The sequence below is a fragment of the Nostoc sp. NMS4 genome, assembly GCF_017115095.1.
In the GTDB taxonomy this organism is placed as follows: domain Bacteria; phylum Cyanobacteriota; class Cyanobacteriia; order Cyanobacteriales; family Nostocaceae; genus Nostoc.
The window spans coordinates 13349-32747 of sequence record NZ_JABXKI010000234.1 but is presented as its reverse complement, the minus strand read 5'-3'; the positions used below and the strand labels follow the sequence as shown (position 1 = coordinate 32747).

Sequence of the window (19399 nt, the reverse complement as noted above, 5' to 3'; positions counted from 1 at the left end):
GACCAAGGACAAATAACTAAATTGTCAACGCACTCCAAGTTCGTTGACCAACTACTCCATCTACACCTAAATTTCGCTGGTTTTGAAAGGCTTTAACAGCAGTCTCTGTTAGTGCGCCAAAAATCCCATCCACTCTCACAGCATAACCGTTAGACACTAATAGCTGTTGTAAGGCTCTGACAGCAATACCAGAACTACCAAAATAAAGAGTCGGTAGAGGTTGGCTACTAAACTTCTGGAACCGTCCTGTAGCCTTTGTACGGACTTTACCTCCAGACTGAGAAGACTTCTTAGGCTTACCTAATTTAGAAGAAACTAGTCCCAGATTCTTTTTGCTGATTTTCTGAAGTATGTGTGCTTTTTCTAGTTTCAGTGCTGAGAGAGAAGCCTGGGAAATCCCATCTATCTGCATAAATTCAGGTGGTGTAACTTTAGCAGCTATCTCTAACTGACTTTGTTTTGACTGGTTTACGTCATTTTCCATTTGCAATAATTGCTGCTGTGGCAAATTGGCCCCAGATGCTTGTCTTATTGTTAACACGCCCGTCATCATCAGGCCAATTTCAGTCATTTTAGTTTATTTTACTTCAACCAATATTTATTTTAACCAACAACATTGTAGCTATCCGGGATAGTACCTCTGACTTTTCATTCAGACAATTATTAGTCAGTGCTTTGTAAACCGAAGATGCAACTGCTTCTGCAACAGGGTAGGGTAGTGCGTTCGCAATTTGGCGGTAAACAGATGTCATTGAGCCAATAAATTCAAAGTCGAGAGGAAAGCCTTGTATGTAAGCCATCTCCCTGCACGTTAACCTACGTTGATTTGAAGGGTGGTGCATTACCATTGCTCCTCCTTTATGATCGCCTCTAGCCGTAATAGTTGGGCATGGTAAGTCAGGATTAATACGTCTATTTGATATATACCCATTAAACTTTAGTTTAAATTTGGAATATACATGATTTTTCAAATTATGTTTCTTGTCAGGATCGGGAAAATTGGAAAGTGCCTGTCCCACAGATACATACGATTTAAAATGACTCGGTTGTGGAGGAAATTCAATTTCTATTGTTATATCTTCTCTCTGTCCTAAAATAATAACTCTTTCTCTAGTTTGTGGAACTCCATAGTCCGCAGCATTTAAAATAGCATATTTACAGTTATACCCAGATTTATGAAAATCTTCTAATATATTTTTAAAAATTTTCCCTTTATCAAGGCTAAGAATACCTTTTACATTTTCAGCAATAAAAATTTTGGGCTTTTTAATTTGTATTACTTTGACAAGATATTCATATAGAATATTTCTATTATCATGAATGCTACGGTTCATATTGGCTATTGAAAAACCCTGACATGGGAATCCACCTATAAGAACATCACAATCAGGAATTTCATTTAGGTTGTAGTCTTCAATATTATTATTAATTATATGATTACCTATATTTTTTCGGTATGTTTGTACAGCATCTTCAAAGTTGTCAATTGCCCATACAATGTCAAACCCAGCTTTTTTAAAGCCTAAGTCCATTCCTCCCGCGCCAGAGAATAAAGAAACAACATTGATTTTTTTAGTTTCTTTATTTTGTTTTTCTATAAAGGTTTTTAATCTCTTATTAGCTTCTATAAATTCTTGTGCTATTTTTTCGGCATATAATACAGGTACAGCATTACCAATTTGGCGATACATTGAGGTTATACTTCCTGTAAATTCAAAATCGGATGGAAAAGTTTGAATAAATGCTGATTCTCTAACATTTAATCGCCGTATTCCGTTAGGGTGTGGAATTGCACATACTCCGCCCTTGCCATTACCTCTAGCGATAATTGTCGGACATGGTTTATCACCATTGGTTTGTCTATGTCCCGTGTAGTTTCTATATGAAACTTTATACTGTGAGCCTAATAAATTTGTGGTTGGTTTCAAATATTCTAATTTTTCCAATGCAGAATTAATCGTAATCCATTTTTTGAGATTTTTGTCTTTTTCAGAATAATCTGGTAATGGATGCTTGACTCTAGCTTCTATAGGCAAGTCATTTCTTGTACCTAAAATAATAACTCTTTTTCTAATTTGTGGAACTCCATGATCAGCCATATTAACCAGTTGATAGGTTACATAATAACCAACTTCTTGTAATTCTTCTAGAATCTTTTGAAAAACAAGCCCGTCATCTAGACTTAAAATCCCTTTTACATTCTCGGACATAAACCATTTAGGCTTTTTATCTTGTATTATCCTTAACATTTCATTATAAAGTTCATTTCTTTCATCATCTTTTGACCGAAATTTATTTGCTACTGAAAAACCTTGGCATGGGAATCCACCAACAATTATATCGGCATTAGGAATTTCTCTTGAATCAACATCACAAATTGATTTATTGATAATATGATTGCCTATATTTTTTTGATATGTTTCTACACAGTCTAAGTCATTATCAATTGCCCAAATAATTGATAATCCTTGTCTTTGAAATCCTAGATCAATACCTCCACACCCTGAGAAGAGACTAATAACAGTAAGTTGACTAGTTTGAGTATCTTTAAAATTTGTCATAAAAGATTGATAGGTTCGCCAAACAAAAAGAGTATGAAGAGTGAGGGCTGATGTAGTAAAGTTAGCCATCACTGTGCCAGGAGAGGTTTTTTGTACGCTCAGAAAATTTTAGTGCCTGAAACGGCGATTTTTCGTAAAATCTAGCGGCATGACATAGTTTTTTTAGCAATCTGATTATAGAAAATACTTAGTGAAAAGCTTACCACATCTTCGTTTCAGCCTTAGCAATCGTCCTGACTTTTCACGGGATATGGAAAAGTAAGCTGAGAGCAAGGGGAGAGTTTCTGGCTTTCTGCATAGATGTGGTAATCATAACTAATTACCCGGACATGATTTTAAAGTGTTGAGAAAGAATACACCTTAATAAAATATGCGTAGGTGTACCTGGTTAGAGACCTCGCTTAGTACGTTCAGTTGTCGATATTTTTACCTTTTTTCATCTCGCCACAAAGCAATACCGCCTAATAAACCAGTGATATTGGGGATGAGTTTGACATTTAGAGGTAGCTGTAAATTGACTCTTACAGCTTCACCACCGCCAATGTACAGGTAATCATAATTGAACAGATGTTGCAAGGATGCGATCGCTTTTTCTAAACGCCTATTCCATCTTTTATCACCGATTTTTTCTAACTCTGCACGCCCCAACTGCTGCTCAAAAGTCTCTCCTTTGCGAAACGGATGATGCCCCATTTCCATATTTGGTACCAGCCTACCATCTACAAATAAAGCCGAACCAAACCCCGTACCCAGAGTAATTACTAATTCTACACCTTTACCTGCGATCGCACCAAACCCCTGCATATCTGCATCATTAATCACCCGTACAGGCTTGTTTAAGTGTTTTAATAATGCTGTTTCCAAATCAAATCCGATCCAATCTGGATGTAAGTTTACTGCTGTTTCTGTGACTCCACACCGCACCACACCAGGAAAACCGACCGAAACGCGATGAAATTCACCTTGAGCGGCGGCTAACACCACAATTGCATTAATTACAACCTCCGGTGTCGCAGGTTGAGGTGTATCTAAACGCGCTCTTTCCGTTACAGGATGCCCTGTAATATCCAAAACCATAGCTTTTACCCCACTACCGCCAATATCAACCGATAGGGTACGAATCGATCCATTTTCTTCAACCATTGAGTTACATCCTTGGTAATGCTTGTTATTTCGTTATTATGCTCTGCTGCATTTGATAATATCTTGGATGTTTGGAGAGTCTTTATATTGGTGGGGAGTGGGAGATGAGGGAGACAAGGGAGACAAGGAGATAAACAAAACTCCTAACTCTTGGAAAGACTTGGGTTAATCGCGTCTCTACTTTTAACTCCTAACTCCTAACTCCTAACTCAGCACTCCTAACGCCCAAAGTTAAAAATCCCATACATTCGATGCCAGACAGCATCTAGATTTGTTAATCTAAGAATAATAGAGATAGTACTGGCGTAGCTGCTTAAAATCTATCGGGCAGCAAATTTCTATTGAAAGTAATATAAGAGAAAGAATTATGACGGCGTTTGAACCTCAAAGCATCCGCTCGTATAGCCAAGAAGATGTCCAACAAATTCTGCATTTAGCGATCGCTCGTCAAGCAGATGATAAAGACACAGAATTTTCTTATGAGCATATATTAGAAATTGCTGCTGAGTTAGAAATCTCACCTGAGTCTTTAAAATTAGCAGAACGCGATTGGATATTGCAACAGGGACAAGTTCAACAGCGAAAAGCTTTTGACATCTACCGCATCAGAAGATTTCAGAAGCGTCTAAGCAAATATGCAATTTTCAATGGCTTTTTTATACTGGTTGATTTAATCACTGGTGGCGGAATTTCTTGGTCGCTGTATATTTTATTATTCTGCGGATTACCTATAGGGCTTGATGTCTGGAATACTTTTCAAATTAAAGGTGAAGAGTATGAAATGGCATTCCAAAAGTGGAGTCGCAATCATCAGATTAAAAAAACCATCAGCACAGTTTTGAATAAGTGGTTTAAGGTATTACAAGCTTAATCAAAACTTTTCCCAACCCATCTCTACTTAATTCCCCCCAGAAACGGGCTACGGTATATACACAAGTCTGAAGTAGTTTACTCACCTGGTTTTTCGCGTCAGTTTTACCCCACCCTAACCCTCCCCGTATGTATTGGCTACGGTATGCACACAAGTGTCTATTCGACTTATGCAAGAGGTCTAGTGTACCAATATACTATAGTAATGATAGTGGAAAGTCTAGATGACGCAAGGACTCTAGGTTAAGTGGTTTCGTTGAACCAAGAATCCCTGTCGATTTATCGACGGGGAGTGTCAATAATTCGCAGTCCCATAATCACTAAGTCCCGTTCAACGCTGTCGAGTTCGGCAATTTTAGGCAAATGTCCCCAACGTTGAAAACCAAATGTTTCAAAAAGTTTTAAACTGGGCTGATTGTGGGCAAAAATGAAGCATACTAGGCTCTTTAGACCCAAACTAGGACTTTCGCTAATTGCTTGTGCTAAGAGTTGCCTTCCCAAACCACATCGATGAAAGTTAGGGGCTATGTAAATACTAATTTCGGCAGTCGTATTATAAGCCGGTCGCCCGTAAAAGGATTGAAAACTAAGCCATCCAGCAATTACTCCGTCTACTTCAATTACCCAAAGTGGGCGTTGTGAAGGCGATCGCGCTTTAAACCAAGCAAGGCGACTTTCCACCGATACTGGTTCTAAGTCAGCCGTTGCCATGCGGCTAGGAATTGCAGTATTATATATTTCCACAATTGCAGGTAAGTCAGTTTCAGTCGCATGGCGAATAGTCATTGCTACCGTCTCGGAAAAAATCTTCAGAAAATATTCAAAAATAATACAGTGTTAACAGTAGCAATTTTACGGCTTCTATCGTAATTGTTGTATGAATGAGTTAGAAGTTAAGAGTTAAGAATTTTAAACTCATAACTCCTAATTTTATGCTCGTGCTAGTAAGGGAGCAGCAGCTAGTAAGGTTTTGGTATAAGGGTGCTGAGGATTGGCAAAAATCTTTTTTGTCAGACCAAGTTCGACAATTTTACCGCCATTCATCACGGCAATACGATCGCACAAAAATCTTGCTAACCAAAGGTCATGAGTGATGAATAGATAAGTTAACTCAAACTCTTCTTTTAGTTGCAACATCAAATCCAGGACTTGCGACTGGACGCTAGCATCTAGCATACTCACTGGTTCATCGCAGATTAAAAGTTTAGGGTGAGTAATCAAAGCCCGAGCGATCGCTACTCGTTGCTGTTGTCCACCAGACAAATCTGATGGATAACGCTCATAATACACTTCTGGCGGTGTTAACCCAACTTTATTTAACATCCATAAAACCTGTTCTTTTGCCTTACTAGAATTAGCAAGATTGTGGATAAATAAAGGGTCTGCGATACTTTGTCCCACTGTCATGGCTGGATTGAGACAAGCGTGAGGATCTTGAAAGACCATTTGTATTTGTCGCCGTGAGGAGCGAATTTCTTGACGCGACAGTTTAGTTAAATCTTGTCCTAAAAACTCAACTTTGCCACTAGTGGGACGAATTAGTTGCAATATTGTTCGTGATAGTGTACTTTTTCCACAACCTGATTCCCCGACTAAGCCGAGAATTTCTCCTGGATAAATATCCAGGTTGATCCCATCTACTGCTTTAATTGTCTGCGTTTGTGTATTAAACAGTCGTTCGATAAAGTTAGGTTCTATGGTGTAGTGTTGCTTGAGTTCTGTGACGCTCAAAATTGGGGATTTCTCATTGATAATCGGTAATTGCTTTTCTGAGTCATTAACAATTATCAATTCTCCAGTATCAGTTACTGCTTGAATGTGTAAAGCTGCTTTTAGGAGCGATCGCGTGTATTCATGTTGAGGTTCTCTAAATACGCTTTCTGTAGAACCCATTTCGACCATCTTGCCGTTGTACATTACCCCAATGCGATCGCAATACTCAGCTACCATTGCTAAATCGTGAGATATCAGCAACAATCCCATATTTTCTTCACTGCACAGGCGAGTTAATTCTGTCAATATCTGCGCGGAGACGGTGACATCTAAACTGGTGGTGGGTTCATCGGCAACAATGAACTTGGGACTCAGGAGTAAAGCTAAGGCGATCGCTACCCGTTGGCGCATTCCGCCGCTAAACTCATGAGGATACTGACTCCAGCGACTGGCAGGGATATTCACCTTTGCCAAAGTAGCAAGTGCTTTTTCTTTAGCTGACCGCGTTGATAATTCTGGTGAGTGCGCCTGGAGGGTTTCGATACAATGCTTACCAATAGTCATCAACGGATCAAGACGTGTCATGGGATCTTGAAAAACTAAGGCGATCGCCTCTCCCCGAAATTTCCGCAACTGGTTAGGTGTCAAATCAAACACCGACTGTCCTTGAAATGTCACCCGTCCTTCAATCCGACTAGAGGATGGTAGTAAACGCATTACTGCCCGTCCGATAGTTGATTTACCACAACCCGATTCTCCCACCAATCCCATTCTTTCACCTGGTTGCAAGGTCAAAGATACATCATCAACCGCCCAGCTTGCTTCTTCTCCACTCCGTTGAGGATAGGCAACTCGCAGATTTTCGATACAGAATAAGGCTTCACTCATAGTTAGTTATCAGCCCTGAGCTACCAGTTTTTATAATTTCAAATGTGAACTACCCCAACTTACCGAGTACGGTTGAAGTTGGGGCTTCTGTAATCACGGGGGAGTGCCTAAACTTAGACTTTCGCCCAAGAATAGGACTTACCTCCCCTCCTACAGCAGAGACGGCTGAACCTTCCGCCTTTATCATTCTGATGCCCTCTGCTCTAATATTTATGGCTGCGTTTCCATCTCTGTCATGATGAGTATTGCAATGAGGACAAGTCCACTGACGGACATCCAACGGCAACTCACTAAGTTGATAAAAACAATTAGAGCAGAGTTTGGAACTGGGGAACCATCTATCAATTTCAATCAACTTACTACCATTGCGTTCTAGCTTGTAAGCTAAAAAGTTAGTGAATGTTCCCCAACCAACATCAGATATTGACTTTGCCAATTTATGATTGCGTACCATACCTTTGATATGAAGATTCTCTACTATGACAGCTTGGCTATCGCTGACCAACTTATAACTAAGTTTATGTAGAAAATCCTGCCGCGAATTAGTAACTCGCTCGTACACTTTGGCAACAACTTTTCTATACCTATTCCTTGAAATACTCCCTTTTTGCTTACGCGCTAATTTTTGCTGCTTGCGTTTAAGATTTTTCTCATGCTTGGCAAGGTGCTTAGGATTATCGTATTTTGAAACATAAGTGCCGTCGGTAACAACTGCAAAGTGTTTCAAGCCTAAATCAATGCCGTAAATTTTACCTTCTGAAATAATTGGATTTTCACCTTCAACTTCAGTCAGTATAGATGCAATATATTTGCCTGAAGGCGTTTTACTCACAGTAACAGTTTTGATTTTCCCCTCAATTGCTCTATGTATTTTGGCTTTGACTATCCCGATATTGCCAGGGAGCTTGACATCACCATCTACAATCTTGACGTTTTGAGGATACTGGATAGACTGTTTATCGTGTCTAGATTTGAACTTAGGAAATCCAGCGCGGCTCTCAAAAAAATTTTTGTACGCCGTGGTTAGATTCAGTGTTGTAGCCTGTAAAACTTGACTGTAACAATCGGCTAACCATACAGTTTCTTCGGCTTTTTTGAGCGATGGAAGAAGTGCGTTGAGCGCTGCACGGCTAAGTCCTTTCCCTGTTTCCTTATAAGTCTCAATTGACTTATTCAGAGCATAATTCCACCACCAACGAGCGCAACCAAAAGCTTGTGCTAATTGAATTTGCTGCTCAACTGACGGATATAAACGGACTTGTACAACCTTGTGTAACACTCAACATCACCTCCTTGATATCTGTACTCTACCATAAATATATATTGTGGTAAAGTACTAAAATACAATAATTGGTGGCATCTCTTACACCCCACTCCCTATCAACCTGCGGTTGATAGAGAGTGGGGTGTTTTCGTCATCAAGAAAGCTATCCATCCCCGCCCTGTAGAGGGACGGGGAATTCCGCCGAATCTGTTAATAATTCTTTCCTCCTACCTCCTCTAAAAGTAATCAATCTTGAAGAAGAATTCACAAGTCAGAATTCAGGAGTCAGAATCAAAACGCTCTCTGCGAGACGCACTTGCGTTCGCGGACTCGCTTGCCGCCGACGCTATCCGCTTTTTCGGTCATAATTCATTCTGAATTATGACTCCTCTTAATTGGAGACAGTTATCGATATTCTTGATAACCACTGCTAAAGTTGATACAGCACAAAACTATGATGTTATGAGTGCCAAATTTCAATCTGTAGGAACTAGAATCAAAATTAACTCAGGAAATCAGGATTTTCAAGTAAATATTATGGAGCAAAATCAGCCACAAAAGCGCCGCGTCGCCGATCAAGTGTTTCAACAATCCCTCGAACAGTTGGAGGATATCTTACAAGAAAGTTCGACTGAGGAAGAAGATATTCCTCAACTGCATACTAGTAATTTCACTGAAGTCGAACTCGATCAAGACTTGACAGATATTGATTTAGCGGCTCTTGAGGATGCAGTTGCTGATATTGAACAATATCTCGAAGAAATAACAAAAACCCAATTGGGGTAAAAAGTTAAAATTTATTCCTGACAAATTAGTTGCCGCCGAGCTTCGTATAACATTAAAGCGGCTGCGATCGCCACATTCAAAGATTCCACCCCAGGACTCAAAGGAATTCTGACTTGCCGATCTGCGATCGCTGCTAAATCTGCCGACAATCCAGCACCTTCATTTCCCAGTAAAATCAGACTGGGTTTTCGCCAGTCTACTTCCCAATAAGTTAAAGTCGCGCTGGGTAAGGTTGCGACTACTTGCATTCCGGCCTGTTGACTTTGTTGGACTGTCGCTTTTAAATCTTCGGTTACGGCTGTTGCTAGGCGAAACCATTGTCCTGCTGAAGCCCGGAGAACTTTTGGACTGTCTAAATCTACACTATCTCCACTTACCCACAAACCTGATGCTCCGACGGCGGCGGCGGTGCGAATCATTGTACCCAGGTTGCCGGGATCTTGTATTGTCTCTAAAGCTAGTACTAAACCAGTCAATGGTACTTGAGTTTGGCGGTCGCTTCGTTTTGCCGTTGCCACCACACCATCCGGTTGGACTGTAGTAGCGATCGCATTCAAGACTTCTTGACTAACAATTTCGGTGCGATCGCATCGGCTACAAGCTTCTTCCCACAAGGAAGTATGGGCTAATTGCCAATCTGGGGTACAACACACTGTTTCTAGTGGGTAATTGACCGCACAAGCTTCTTCTAACAGGTGCGTCCCTTCCAGTAAAAATAACTGCTGCTTATGCCGCTCCTTGGTGGAGTGCAGTTTGCGAATTTGCTTAACTAGGGAGTTTTGTAAACTGGTCAACATTTTTAGTTGTGAGTCCTGAGTAGTGAGTGCTGAGTTTTTCCTTCTCAGCACTCACTACTCCGCACTCAGCACTGGTTATGCGGAACCCGGGACTTGAACCCGGAAGCCTTGCGGCACTAGAACCTGAATCTAGCGCGTCTGCCATTCCGCCAGTTCCGCTCGCATTTTTGATTATCGACAGTTTCTTATTATTGCGTTATGTTTTACCTTTGTCAAGTAAAAGCAGAATGCCTCGTTAAAAGTCTCTAACTGGAAACGAGTTTTTCACGCACGAGGTCGAATCAAAATATTAACTCAACAGTACAGCATTGATTTTTAGAGAACACTTAAGTTATTTTACTGAGTATTTATTTTTGCTTAGAGCTACTACTTATTGATTCTTTTTTTAAAATCTTTTAAAAAGCTCAAAAAGCTTGCTAACGCTTCTTTTCAGCCCAGATTTTTTACCCAAAAAACAATTTTTTTATACCAAACGCTGCTTTAAAACGTGGACATTTTGAATCTTTACTGTAGAATCAAAACCAACTTCAAACATATAAAATACGTATTACTTTTGGAGGTAGGCTTATTAATCCTTCTACCAGCTTACCAGATGTCAAAATTGCTCCAGAAGCAGACTCCTCAGTCTTGCAAATTTGGGGTGGGCATCCTTTGCAGGGTCATGTGAAAATTAGCGGGGCAAAAAATTCAGCACTGGTGATCATGGCTGGAGCCTTGCTGTGTCCGGGCGATTGTCGTATCCGTAATGTCCCTTTATTAGCGGACGTAGACCGGATGGGTCAGGTGTTATCAGCTTTGGGTGTAGAATTAACCCGACAAGGTGACATTTTAGACATCAACGCCAGCGAGATTAAAACCTCAAAAGCTCCCTACGAATTAGTTACCCAATTGAGAGCGAGTTTTTTCGCCATTGGAGCGATTCTGGCGAGACTGGGAGTAGCACAGATGCCCTTACCAGGCGGTTGTGCGATTGGAGCAAGACCAGTTGATTTGCATGTCAGGGGACTGCAAGCGATGGGAGCGGAGGTGCAAATTGAGCATGGCATTTGTAATGCCTACGTCCCTGGCAGTAGCCGGAGATTAAAAGGTGCGAAGATTTACTTAGACATCGCCAGCGTTGGAGCAACGGAAAACTTGATGATGGCGGCTACCCTAGCAGAGGGTGAAACCATCATCGAAAATGCTGCCAGAGAACCGGAAGTAGTCGATCTAGCTAACTTCTGTAACGCGATGGGAGCGAAGATTAAGGGCGCGGGGACTAGCAGGATTATTATCGAAGGAGTCCCCAAGTTGCATTCTGTTGACTACAGCATTATTCCCGATCGCATTGAGGCCGGGACGTTTTTGCTAGCAGCAGCAATTACCCGCTCAGAACTTATCCTCTCGCCAGTGGCTCCAGAACATCTGATCCCAGTCATTGCCAAGCTGCGGGATATTGGAGTAACAATAATTGAGGACAAGCCTGAACACTTACATATTCTGCCAGCAGAAACCCTCAAAGCAACGGATATTGAAACTCAATACCATCCAGGTTTTCCCACAGATATGCAAGCGCCATTCATGGCTTTGCTATCAGTGGCAGAAGGCGACAGCGTAATTAACGAATCCGTCTTTGAAAATCGCTTGCGTCATGCCTCAGAGTTGAATCGCTTGGGGGCAGATATTCGTGTCAAAGGCAATGCTGCTTTCGTTCGGGGAGTCCCAAAATTATCTGGCGCACCAGTATTAGGTACAGACTTACGAGCATCGGCAGCGTTAGTAATCGCCGGACTAGCGGCGGAAGGACAAACCACAATTCAGGGTTTACAGCACCTCGATCGCGGCTACGATCGACTTGATGTGAAATTGCAGCAATTGGGGGCTAAAATTCTCCGCGTGGGCGAAACATCAAAAGATGCAGAAATCGCTCCCAGCATCAGTAGCCTGTCAAATGGAAATTGATTGGTTGAAACTGACGCGGGGATGAGAGGAATAAGGGAGACGAGGTAAAATATTCTCCCTTGTCTGCCTTTCTCTCTCCCATCTATACTCCTGCAATCTGCTGAATTCTCCTAATAGATAGAGGCTTTTAAGCTTTGTCCGTATCTTTTTTTGATGAATATTCAGGAAAAATCTGTGTTGGCTGTTACAATATTGTTAAGAAAAGTTGCCCGTTGCATTTTGGGAACGCGCAATTGGGTTTTAACTCTCTTGAGAAGACAACGCAAAAACATTTTTTAGACCAGCTGTGGGAGGCTGGTCTTTTTGTTTTGTTGGGTTTCACTTCGCTCAACCCAACCTACAAATTTTCAAACCCTACGCAGTATTGCAATACCCTTGGATTAAGGCTAGCAGTCTTTCTCGAAGTCATTTTTTTAACGTAGCTTGCCGTAGGCTACCGCAGAGGCGCAGAGGACACAGAGAAAAGAAAGAGAAGGATAAAAATTGCTTAACTGAACTGTATTGACTTTAAGCCTTTAACTAACAATCCTAAAAAGGGAAATTTTTAAGTAATTTCCGCAATTTATCTGTTTTATCTGCGTTAATCTACTAGATATTTTCATTTTTCTGTCTCTACAACCTATTGCATTTACATGAAAATAACTATAGTGTTTTGAGATATTAAGCTCAGTAAAAATGCTGAGGTTTATTTTTAAAACCATAAACACAATGAAAGACGCAAAAGATAAATTTGCGTCTTATTTTCAGATTTTAAAAAATTAAAAACTGAATGTGGTTCTCACTGTTCCAATCACGATATCGTCGTTTTGATTGTTATGGTCTGGTGCTGTCAGCCAGATAACTCCTGGGGTAATGCTGATATTGTCACTCAGTTTATATTGATAGAAACCTTCAATGTGATATGAAGTGTCTGGATCTTTGTTGATACCTGCATTGCGGAGAGAACTGCTCACACTGGTAACTTTAGGTTCCATACCCACAATAATTCCTGCAATGTTACCTTTTTTACCAAGATCCGGGAAAGCCAGTGTGACGGCATAGTTCCAGATGTCAGCATCACCAACTGAAAGGACGCGAGCTTTAGTCAAGCCAGCCCAACCACCAATCACAAATTTTGAGCTAGGTTGAAAGGATGCTTCTATACCGTAGGAGTTACTGGAAGCATTTTGCAATATATTATCATTAGCGTTATTGCTACCACCACTACCATTGGCAAAAAAAGTATTTTTGTAGGCGTTAATGTAGGTCAAACCAAGGGTAATTTGGTTGCTAGGCTTAACAGTTAACTGCCCCATAGCACCATAAGCACCGTTGAACAGTCCAGAGCCTAGCTGAGGGTTAGCAGCATCATTCGCTAAATACCCTAAGCTTAGTTCTACTTTATCACTGAACTCGTGCTTTATTCCTATACCAGTACCATTGACTAGATAATAAATTGGGTTGCGAGTCCCAAAATGGGAAAGGGCACCGCTACCACCGTCCCCATCTAGGTACGGGTTGACTGTATTGGTGAAATCATCAATTGCACCTGCATTTGCTTCCAGGGTAATGCCTGTTTTCTTACCGAGAGGGAACTGATACAACAGCGCGTCTATGACAACTCCATTACTGTTGTTACCACCAGCAAATCGGAAGTCACCTTCTGGTGTAAAGGTAGCAGTCTGAGAGAAGGGGTCTAGATTTGTTGCCTGAAGTCGTGTTCTGAGTAAATCTTGACCAGTAAAACTGGTGTCGAGGTTCAGACGCACGCGGTCTGCAAGGACGGTATTTTGGTTGACTTTTTGACCATTAACTGTGTTCCCACCGATGACACTTGCGATCGCAATTACCACTTCCCCACTCAGTTTAGTTGTGGTTGAGAACTGATTGGCCTCCAATTCAGCAGAGCGTGTTTCTACTGCATCCACACGACCTCGGAGTGTCGCCAGTTCTGCGGAAAAATCTGCTTGCAGCTTTTGTAATGTGGCTAAATCTTGTTTGTTAACTAAATCGCCAGTGGCTGTAGCAATCAGTTCGTTAATGCGATCGAGACAAGCATTCAAACCAGCAGCAAACTCATATCGCGTTAATGCCCGATTACCGCGATAAGTGCTATTTGGGTATCCTGCAATACAGCCATAGCGCTCCACCAAGGACTGCAATGCTTGGAATGCCCAGTCGGTAGGTTGTACATCAGAAAATTGAGACACTGAGGTAACTTGCGCCATGTTTTGAGCTTTTATGTCTGGATTAGCTAAAACTTGCGGTTGATTGATTTCAGACTTAACTGATGTTTCTGTTTCACCTGCAAATGTAGCAGTATTAACAAATAGCATGACACCACAGACTGCTGGACTAACTAGCAGATATTTCCAGAATTTTTGCATTTTTCTCCTCACACTGATTTCCTATTCACATACACACACATTTTTAAATGTGTACTTTATGAGAATATTTGTCAGTAATCTTATCAGAAGTAAGCAACCTTTTTGATCAAAAAGTCAATAAATCCTAATTATCCAGGGAAAACTAAGAAAACTAAATTGCAGAAGGCTGTACCGTCTGAAAAAATTTTTTGTTACTCATTACACTGGAAACCCACAATGATAATATTATATACTAAAAATGAGAATGAGAATTATTCTAGTATAGAGTTTAGAATAGGTCTCATTGTCAACAGCGATTATGACAGAGGCAGAGCAAGCATCGTTTTGAGGAGAAAATATCGTGATTGTGAATAGCAGAGAAATTAGAAAAGGCAGCCAAAGAAGCGGCATATTGCCCATCATTGCTTTGTTAATGTTGTCGATGTCTACTGGGTGTAGCCAATCGAATCCGAGTCAGGGAAGCACTTCCGAACGGTCGCCGCAAGCACAGGAAGCTGCCTCTACCCCAGCAGTGCAGTCGGGAAAAACTAAAATAGTGGCGACATTTTTGCCAATATATTTGTTTACTAAGGGAGTAGCTGGGAATGTGGCAGATGTAGAAATTCTAGTGCCACCTGGTACGGAGGTGCATGAATACCAAGCGACACCAGGAAATGTCAAAGCGATCGCTACTGCTAATGTGTTAATAAAAAATGGTTTAGGTTTAGAGGAATTTCTAGTAGGTACTGTCAAAAATGCCCAAAATCCCAAATTAACTGAAATTGATGCAAGTATTGGTATTAAACCCTTAAATGAAATTTCACCTGTTGTGAAAACGACACCAGATGAAAAAGGCCACGAACATAGTCAAGGTAATCCTCATGTTTGGTTAGATCCAGTTTTAGCAAAACAGCAGGTAACAAATATTCGAGATGGATTAATTGCAGCCGATCCGACGAACAAAGCTACTTACGAAGCAAATGCTACAGCTTATATTAAAGAATTAGAAAGTTTAAACAGCGAATTTCAGCAGACTTTACAGAAAAACCCCAGTTGCACCTTTATTACCTTTCATGATGCGTTTCCATATTTAGCTAAACGCTATAACCTCAAGCAAGTTGCAGTGGTGCAAATTCCCGAAGATCAACTTTCACCAACAGATGTCCAAAATGCCGTCAATGCTGTGAAAAAATACAAAGTTAAAGCTTTATTTAGCGAACCAGGAGTAGATAACAAACTGCTGACCAGTCTCTCTAAAGATTTGAAATTAAATTTGCGTACCCTGGATTCTCTAGAAACTGGCGAAACAGATCCGCAGCATTATTTCAAGGCAATGAAAGCTAATTTACAAACCCTGGAAACATCGTGTAAATAGGTTTGTCATTTGTCAGTTGTCCTTTGCAAATGACCAATGACCAATGACCAATAACCAATGACAAATAACCAATGACTAATGACATTGCTATTTTGAAAGTAGAAGGATTAACTGTTTATCAAGGCAGCTACCTGGCTGTTCGAGATGTTTCCTTTGAATTGTTGCCAGGAACAGATACAGCTATTGTTGGCCCCAATGGTGCTGGTAAAAGTACCCTGGTAAAAGCGGTTTTAGATTTGATCCCTCGAAGTGCAGGGACGATTGAAATTTTGGGTCGTCCAATTGCCAGACTTGGGCATTTGCGCCACACATTGGGCTATATGCCACAAAACTTTATTTTTGACCGCAGCTTTCCTATTTCTGTCAGCGAATTGGTGGGACTGGGATGGACTAAGGAAAGTAAAAGAAAGAATTTATTTTTCTCTAAGCTATGGAGACAAGATCGGGAAAAATTAGCAGCAGTAACAGAAGCTTTACGGCGAACCGATGCTTATCATTTACAGCATCAAGCTATTGGTACTCTTAGCGGTGGTCAACTCAAGCGGGTTTTATTGGCTTATTGTTTGGTAATGCCTCGGAAATTGTTGGTACTAGATGAAGCCTTTGCTGGTGTTGATGTCCAAGGTACAGCAGATTTTTACGCTTTGCTAAATGAATTAAAGCGAGAGGAAGGTTGGACAGTATTACAAGTTTCTCACGATATTGATATGGTAAATCGGCATTGCGATCGCGTGCTTTGCCTGAACCAAAGCATTGTTTGTACTGGTAAGCCAGAAATTGCCCTTTCACCGCAAAACCTGTTAGCAACCTACGGACCAGGTTTCAGTCGCTACCAGCACCAACATTAATACCTACAAGTATGAATTTCTTCAATGATTGTCAGATAACTTGGCTTGCGATCGCTAGTCGTAATGATTTGTTAGAGTTGTTACAACTTCCTTCGATACAGCGTGCGATCGTCGGTGCTGCCTTGATGGGAATACTTGGCGGGATGTTGGGTAGTTTTGTCACCTTGCGCCAGTTGTCATTTTTTAGCCACGCGGTTGGTCATGCAGCCCTTGTAGGTGTGGCGTTAGGTGTGCTGCTACAAATAAATCCTACTTGGATGCTGTTACCTTTTACCTTAGTTTTTGGGGTTATTGTCCTTTACTTTATCGACAAAACCGACTTAGCTAGCGATAGCATACTTAGCATCGTGCTATCTGGGGCATTAGCGATCGGTTTAATTCTCACGAGCCTAATTAAAGGATATCGTGGCAACTTGATGGCTGTACTGTTCGGCGATATTCTAGCGATCGATACCACAGATTTGATTTTGACGCTGCTAGTCCTTGTGGGAGGTAGCATATTTTTACTATCAACTCTGCGACAGCAAATTTTATTGACCCTTAACCCCGATGTCGCCCAAGTTCAAGGCGTTCCCGTCCAATTGTACCGCTACGCCTTTGTCGTCTTACTTTCGCTCGCCGTTGCTGTAGCGATTAAAGCTGTCGGCGTTTTGTTGGTGAACGCCTTTTTGGTCATTCCCGCCTCCACCGCCAAACTGATGAGTCACCACTTTAGCCGCTTTCTGGTTATGTCGGTGATAGTTGGTTCCATTAGCAGCATTGCTGGCATCATGGTGTCAGGTATCTTCAACCTGGCTTCTGGGCCAAGTATTGTTCTTGTCCAATTTCTACTATTTGTAGCCGTTTTTGTCTGGTTTAAGTTGAGTTTGAAAGCTGCATAACTATTTTTCTCCAAAGACTTGCTATATTCTTTTATCTTTGCTACATTGATTAATCGTGGCTGACAAAAGCAAAAGCCGGGATAGCTCAGTTGGTAGAGCAGAGGACTGAAAATCCTCGTGTCACCGGTTCAAGTCCGGTTCCTGGCACTCTATTAAACCCTTTGAAATCTAATGATTTCAAGGGGTTTGTGGTTTTTAGGTATTAGCTTATATGCTTAAAATTGCACAAGAGGTTTATTTACTGACAGTTAAAGTTGACCCTTTGCAGGACTCTACCAAGCAATGCTGACTGAAATTTTGCCTTTCCGTTTTGAGTTAGACACGATCGCGATCGCTGGAGCGAGTTTGTGGTCATTGGCGCTATATCTAGGTTTTTCCAGAGTCAATGAATGGGTAATCGAGCAACTCAATCGCTGGTTTAACTTTGCCGAGCGATCGCTCTACACCAGCCAGTCAGAATTTGAAAAGACTCGGAAAGCCAGAGAATCCCAAAACGCTTTCTACGCCTCACTATTTAGCATTGTGCCTTTTTTGGTAGTTGGCACTTTATGTAACTGGGGTCTGGAAATTACTTTAGGTGAGAGTTGGGGAATTAGTACAGGTATATTAGCCTGTATGGGTGCTGGCATTTATGAACTTGGGCGCAGAGATGGAGAATCTTCAGATTGAATTCATACACCTTCAACAATAGCTATTTCCTCATCGGTTAATCCATAGAGTTCATACACTAATTGATTTATTTGTCTATCTGTGGCATTAATCTGTTGTTGAATTCTTTTTTTGGCTGGGGGTGTTGGTGCTTGATTTAGTTGTTGATGGAGGTAAAGCATTTGTTCAACAAGCTGAATTATTTGACTATGAATGTTTTTTTCTTGAGAATTGGAAAAATCAATCAATCGAATTGGTAATTGTTCAACAAACTGAGTAAAATAACGAAAAAAGCCTCCTCGCATTGTGGTACTAATATTCTTCAGATAAAAATCTAAAACTTTACTATTGAGTAATCCTAAAATATATTTAATTGATTCTTGAATATTATTCTTAAGTAGAATTCCATAACCACTGGTAAATGCATAATCTCCTTTTTCATCCCAAGCAAAAGAAGCTTGATTTGCAATATCAGGGACTAATATTTTTGGTTTTTTCATCAATTCTATATTTTTAGGGTAAATATAAGCATACCAATCTAAACCAAGCATTTTTCCTTTTTCTCTATTTTCTAAAAATTGTCTATTTTGCATTAGATAATCAAAAGTTAAGGGATAGTTATTACGCAATTTATCATCATTTATAAGATGAACATTTCCGTTAATTATTTCATAAGGAATAATTAATAACTTACTGGAATATAAAAGTTGATACGGCTTTATTTCCTTACCCTGTAAAAAGAGAGAAGTTAAATCAGATTCAATTGCAACTATTTTATTTAAAGCTTTAGAATATACCTGTAGTAAATTATGTTCTTGAGAGATTAAATCTACAACATATATTTCATTAGCACTTGTTCTAATACCTTGAGAAATATTAGTTATTAGCTGACTTAAACTGATAAATTTATCGTCATTAAATTTATCGAATAAAACAGAATTTTTACTTTTACCAAAATCCCAACTTTCACTTGTAATAGATTTATCATTCAACAGAGTTTCTTCTGCATTACCATCAATAATCCATTTTAATAAATCTTTTACTTGAATAAAATTTACTTCTGACTGTTTTGTTTTAGACAAGAAGCATAGACAAGTATAAGTTGAAACATTTGGAAAAACTTGTTGATCTCCAAAATAAACAATCTTTTTAAGAAATTTACCTTCAGAAATTAACCTTCTTAAAGATTCTCCATATTGAGCATTAAAAAACTTATGGGGTAAAATAAAACCTAAATGACCATTTTTATTTAATAAATTCAAACCCTTTTCTACAAAAACAACATAAATATCATAATTTCCCTGACTAGCAGAAACATATTGTTTTTTATAAAACTCAA

The 19399-nt window shown here is 40.2% G+C and carries 16 protein-coding genes and 2 tRNA genes; 8 read left to right on the top strand and 10 right to left on the bottom strand.

The window, feature by feature from the left end; all coding sequences use genetic code 11:
• Nucleotides 1-16: 16 nt before the first annotated feature.
• From HWQ37_RS20875 to HWQ37_RS20865, 3 genes are all read right to left on the bottom strand, one after another.
• Complete coding sequence (locus HWQ37_RS20875) at nucleotides 17-571, bottom strand: peptidoglycan-binding domain-containing protein (protein ID WP_292750426.1); 555 nt, start codon at nucleotides 569-571, stop codon at nucleotides 17-19.
• A 16-nt stretch (nucleotides 572-587) separates the two neighbouring features.
• Nucleotides 588-2630, bottom strand: a complete 2043-nt coding sequence (locus HWQ37_RS20870) for a DNA cytosine methyltransferase (RefSeq protein ID WP_292750424.1) — start codon at nucleotides 2628-2630, stop codon at nucleotides 588-590.
• Nucleotides 2631-2987: 357 nt separating this feature from the next.
• Nucleotides 2988-3704, bottom strand: a complete 717-nt coding sequence (locus tag HWQ37_RS20865; protein WP_292750422.1) for an ROK family protein — start codon at nucleotides 3702-3704, stop codon at nucleotides 2988-2990.
• A gap of 367 nt (nucleotides 3705-4071) precedes the next feature.
• On the opposite strand from HWQ37_RS20865, the gene HWQ37_RS20860 reads away from it, so the two are divergent.
• The gene (locus HWQ37_RS20860) at nucleotides 4072-4575 is read left to right on the top strand and encodes a 2TM domain-containing protein (protein WP_292750420.1); all 504 of its coding nucleotides are present in this window, start codon (nucleotides 4072-4074) and stop codon (nucleotides 4573-4575) included.
• A 278-nt stretch (nucleotides 4576-4853) separates the two neighbouring features.
• Here HWQ37_RS20860 and HWQ37_RS20855 read toward each other — a convergent pair whose 3' ends face one another.
• From HWQ37_RS20855 to HWQ37_RS20845, 3 genes are all read right to left on the bottom strand, one after another.
• Nucleotides 4854-5360, bottom strand: coding sequence for a GNAT family N-acetyltransferase (locus tag HWQ37_RS20855; RefSeq protein WP_292750418.1), 507 nt, complete (start codon nucleotides 5358-5360; stop codon nucleotides 4854-4856).
• A gap of 144 nt (nucleotides 5361-5504) precedes the next feature.
• A complete protein-coding gene (locus HWQ37_RS20850; RefSeq protein ID WP_292750416.1) occupies nucleotides 5505-7175 on the bottom strand; it encodes a dipeptide ABC transporter ATP-binding protein in 1671 nt (556 codons plus the stop codon).
• A gap of 49 nt (nucleotides 7176-7224) precedes the next feature.
• Nucleotides 7225-8454, bottom strand: coding sequence for an RNA-guided endonuclease InsQ/TnpB family protein (locus HWQ37_RS20845; protein ID WP_292750414.1), 1230 nt, complete (start codon nucleotides 8452-8454; stop codon nucleotides 7225-7227).
• 366 nt (nucleotides 8455-8820) lie between these two features.
• Here HWQ37_RS20845 and HWQ37_RS34690 point away from each other — a divergent pair, with 366 nt between their 5' ends.
• Nucleotides 8821-9225 (top strand): hypothetical protein, encoded by a 405-nt coding sequence (locus HWQ37_RS34690; protein WP_363318163.1) that lies wholly within the window; start codon nucleotides 8821-8823, stop codon nucleotides 9223-9225.
• Nucleotides 9226-9236: 11 nt separating this feature from the next.
• Here HWQ37_RS34690 and HWQ37_RS20835 read toward each other — a convergent pair whose 3' ends face one another.
• Nucleotides 9237-10022, bottom strand: coding sequence for a TrmH family RNA methyltransferase (locus HWQ37_RS20835; protein WP_292750412.1), 786 nt, complete (start codon nucleotides 10020-10022; stop codon nucleotides 9237-9239).
• Nucleotides 10023-10100: 78 nt separating this feature from the next.
• Nucleotides 10101-10181, bottom strand: a tRNA-Leu gene (locus HWQ37_RS20830).
• A gap of 408 nt (nucleotides 10182-10589) precedes the next feature.
• On the opposite strand from HWQ37_RS20830, the gene murA reads away from it, so the two are divergent.
• The gene (murA, locus tag HWQ37_RS20825; RefSeq protein WP_292750450.1) at nucleotides 10590-11963 is read left to right on the top strand and encodes a UDP-N-acetylglucosamine 1-carboxyvinyltransferase; all 1374 of its coding nucleotides are present in this window, start codon (nucleotides 10590-10592) and stop codon (nucleotides 11961-11963) included.
• Between the two features lie 758 nt (nucleotides 11964-12721).
• Here murA and HWQ37_RS20820 read toward each other — a convergent pair.
• Nucleotides 12722-14329, bottom strand: coding sequence for an iron uptake porin (locus HWQ37_RS20820; RefSeq protein ID WP_292750410.1), 1608 nt, complete (start codon nucleotides 14327-14329; stop codon nucleotides 12722-12724).
• A gap of 412 nt (nucleotides 14330-14741) precedes the next feature.
• Between HWQ37_RS20820 and HWQ37_RS20815 the strand changes: the two genes are divergently transcribed.
• From HWQ37_RS20815 to HWQ37_RS20795, 5 genes are all read left to right on the top strand, one after another.
• On the top strand, nucleotides 14742-15683 hold the full coding sequence (locus HWQ37_RS20815) for a metal ABC transporter substrate-binding protein (protein WP_292750448.1): 942 nt from the start codon (nucleotides 14742-14744) through the stop codon (nucleotides 15681-15683).
• Nucleotides 15684-15754: 71 nt separating this feature from the next.
• On the top strand, nucleotides 15755-16531 hold the full coding sequence (locus HWQ37_RS20810) for a metal ABC transporter ATP-binding protein (protein WP_292750408.1): 777 nt from the start codon (nucleotides 15755-15757) through the stop codon (nucleotides 16529-16531).
• Nucleotides 16532-16542: 11 nt separating this feature from the next.
• The gene (locus HWQ37_RS20805; RefSeq protein ID WP_292750406.1) at nucleotides 16543-17412 is read left to right on the top strand and encodes a metal ABC transporter permease; all 870 of its coding nucleotides are present in this window, start codon (nucleotides 16543-16545) and stop codon (nucleotides 17410-17412) included.
• A 74-nt stretch (nucleotides 17413-17486) separates the two neighbouring features.
• Nucleotides 17487-17559: transfer RNA gene (locus HWQ37_RS20800), tRNA-Phe, on the top strand.
• A gap of 135 nt (nucleotides 17560-17694) precedes the next feature.
• On the top strand, nucleotides 17695-18081 hold the full coding sequence (locus HWQ37_RS20795) for a hypothetical protein (RefSeq protein ID WP_292750404.1): 387 nt from the start codon (nucleotides 17695-17697) through the stop codon (nucleotides 18079-18081).
• A gap of 2 nt (nucleotides 18082-18083) precedes the next feature.
• On the opposite strand, the gene HWQ37_RS20790 is transcribed toward HWQ37_RS20795, so the two are convergent.
• Nucleotides 18084-19399 (bottom strand): TaqI-like C-terminal specificity domain-containing protein (locus tag HWQ37_RS20790; protein WP_292750402.1); only part of this gene is annotated, 1316 nt, incomplete at its 5' end.

Excerpts from the sequence above, each read along its gene's own strand:
- HWQ37_RS20820 (WP_292750410.1), bottom strand. The coding sequence starts at position 14,329 with ATGCAAAAATTCTGGAAATATCTGCTAGTTAGTCCAGCAGTCTGTGGT.
- HWQ37_RS20815 (WP_292750448.1), top strand. The coding sequence starts at position 14,742 with ATGTTGTCGATGTCTACTGGGTGTAGCCAATCGAATCCGAGTCAGGGA.
- HWQ37_RS20855 (WP_292750418.1), bottom strand. The coding sequence starts at position 5,360 with ATGACTATTCGCCATGCGACTGAAACTGACTTACCTGCAATTGTGGAA.
- HWQ37_RS20850 (WP_292750416.1), bottom strand. The coding sequence starts at position 7,175 with ATGAGTGAAGCCTTATTCTGTATCGAAAATCTGCGAGTTGCCTATCCT.
- HWQ37_RS20870 (WP_292750424.1), bottom strand. The coding sequence starts at position 2,630 with ATGGCTAACTTTACTACATCAGCCCTCACTCTTCATACTCTTTTTGTT.
- HWQ37_RS20805 (WP_292750406.1), top strand. The coding sequence starts at position 16,543 with ATGAATTTCTTCAATGATTGTCAGATAACTTGGCTTGCGATCGCTAGT.
- HWQ37_RS20810 (WP_292750408.1), top strand. The coding sequence starts at position 15,755 with ATGACTAATGACATTGCTATTTTGAAAGTAGAAGGATTAACTGTTTAT.
- HWQ37_RS20795 (WP_292750404.1), top strand. The coding sequence starts at position 17,695 with ATGCTGACTGAAATTTTGCCTTTCCGTTTTGAGTTAGACACGATCGCG.
- HWQ37_RS20865 (WP_292750422.1), bottom strand. The coding sequence starts at position 3,704 with ATGGTTGAAGAAAATGGATCGATTCGTACCCTATCGGTTGATATTGGC.
- HWQ37_RS20860 (WP_292750420.1), top strand. The coding sequence starts at position 4,072 with ATGACGGCGTTTGAACCTCAAAGCATCCGCTCGTATAGCCAAGAAGAT.
- HWQ37_RS34690 (WP_363318163.1), top strand. The coding sequence starts at position 8,821 with ATGACTCCTCTTAATTGGAGACAGTTATCGATATTCTTGATAACCACT.
- HWQ37_RS20875 (WP_292750426.1), bottom strand. The coding sequence starts at position 571 with ATGACTGAAATTGGCCTGATGATGACGGGCGTGTTAACAATAAGACAA.
- HWQ37_RS20835 (WP_292750412.1), bottom strand. The coding sequence starts at position 10,022 with ATGTTGACCAGTTTACAAAACTCCCTAGTTAAGCAAATTCGCAAACTG.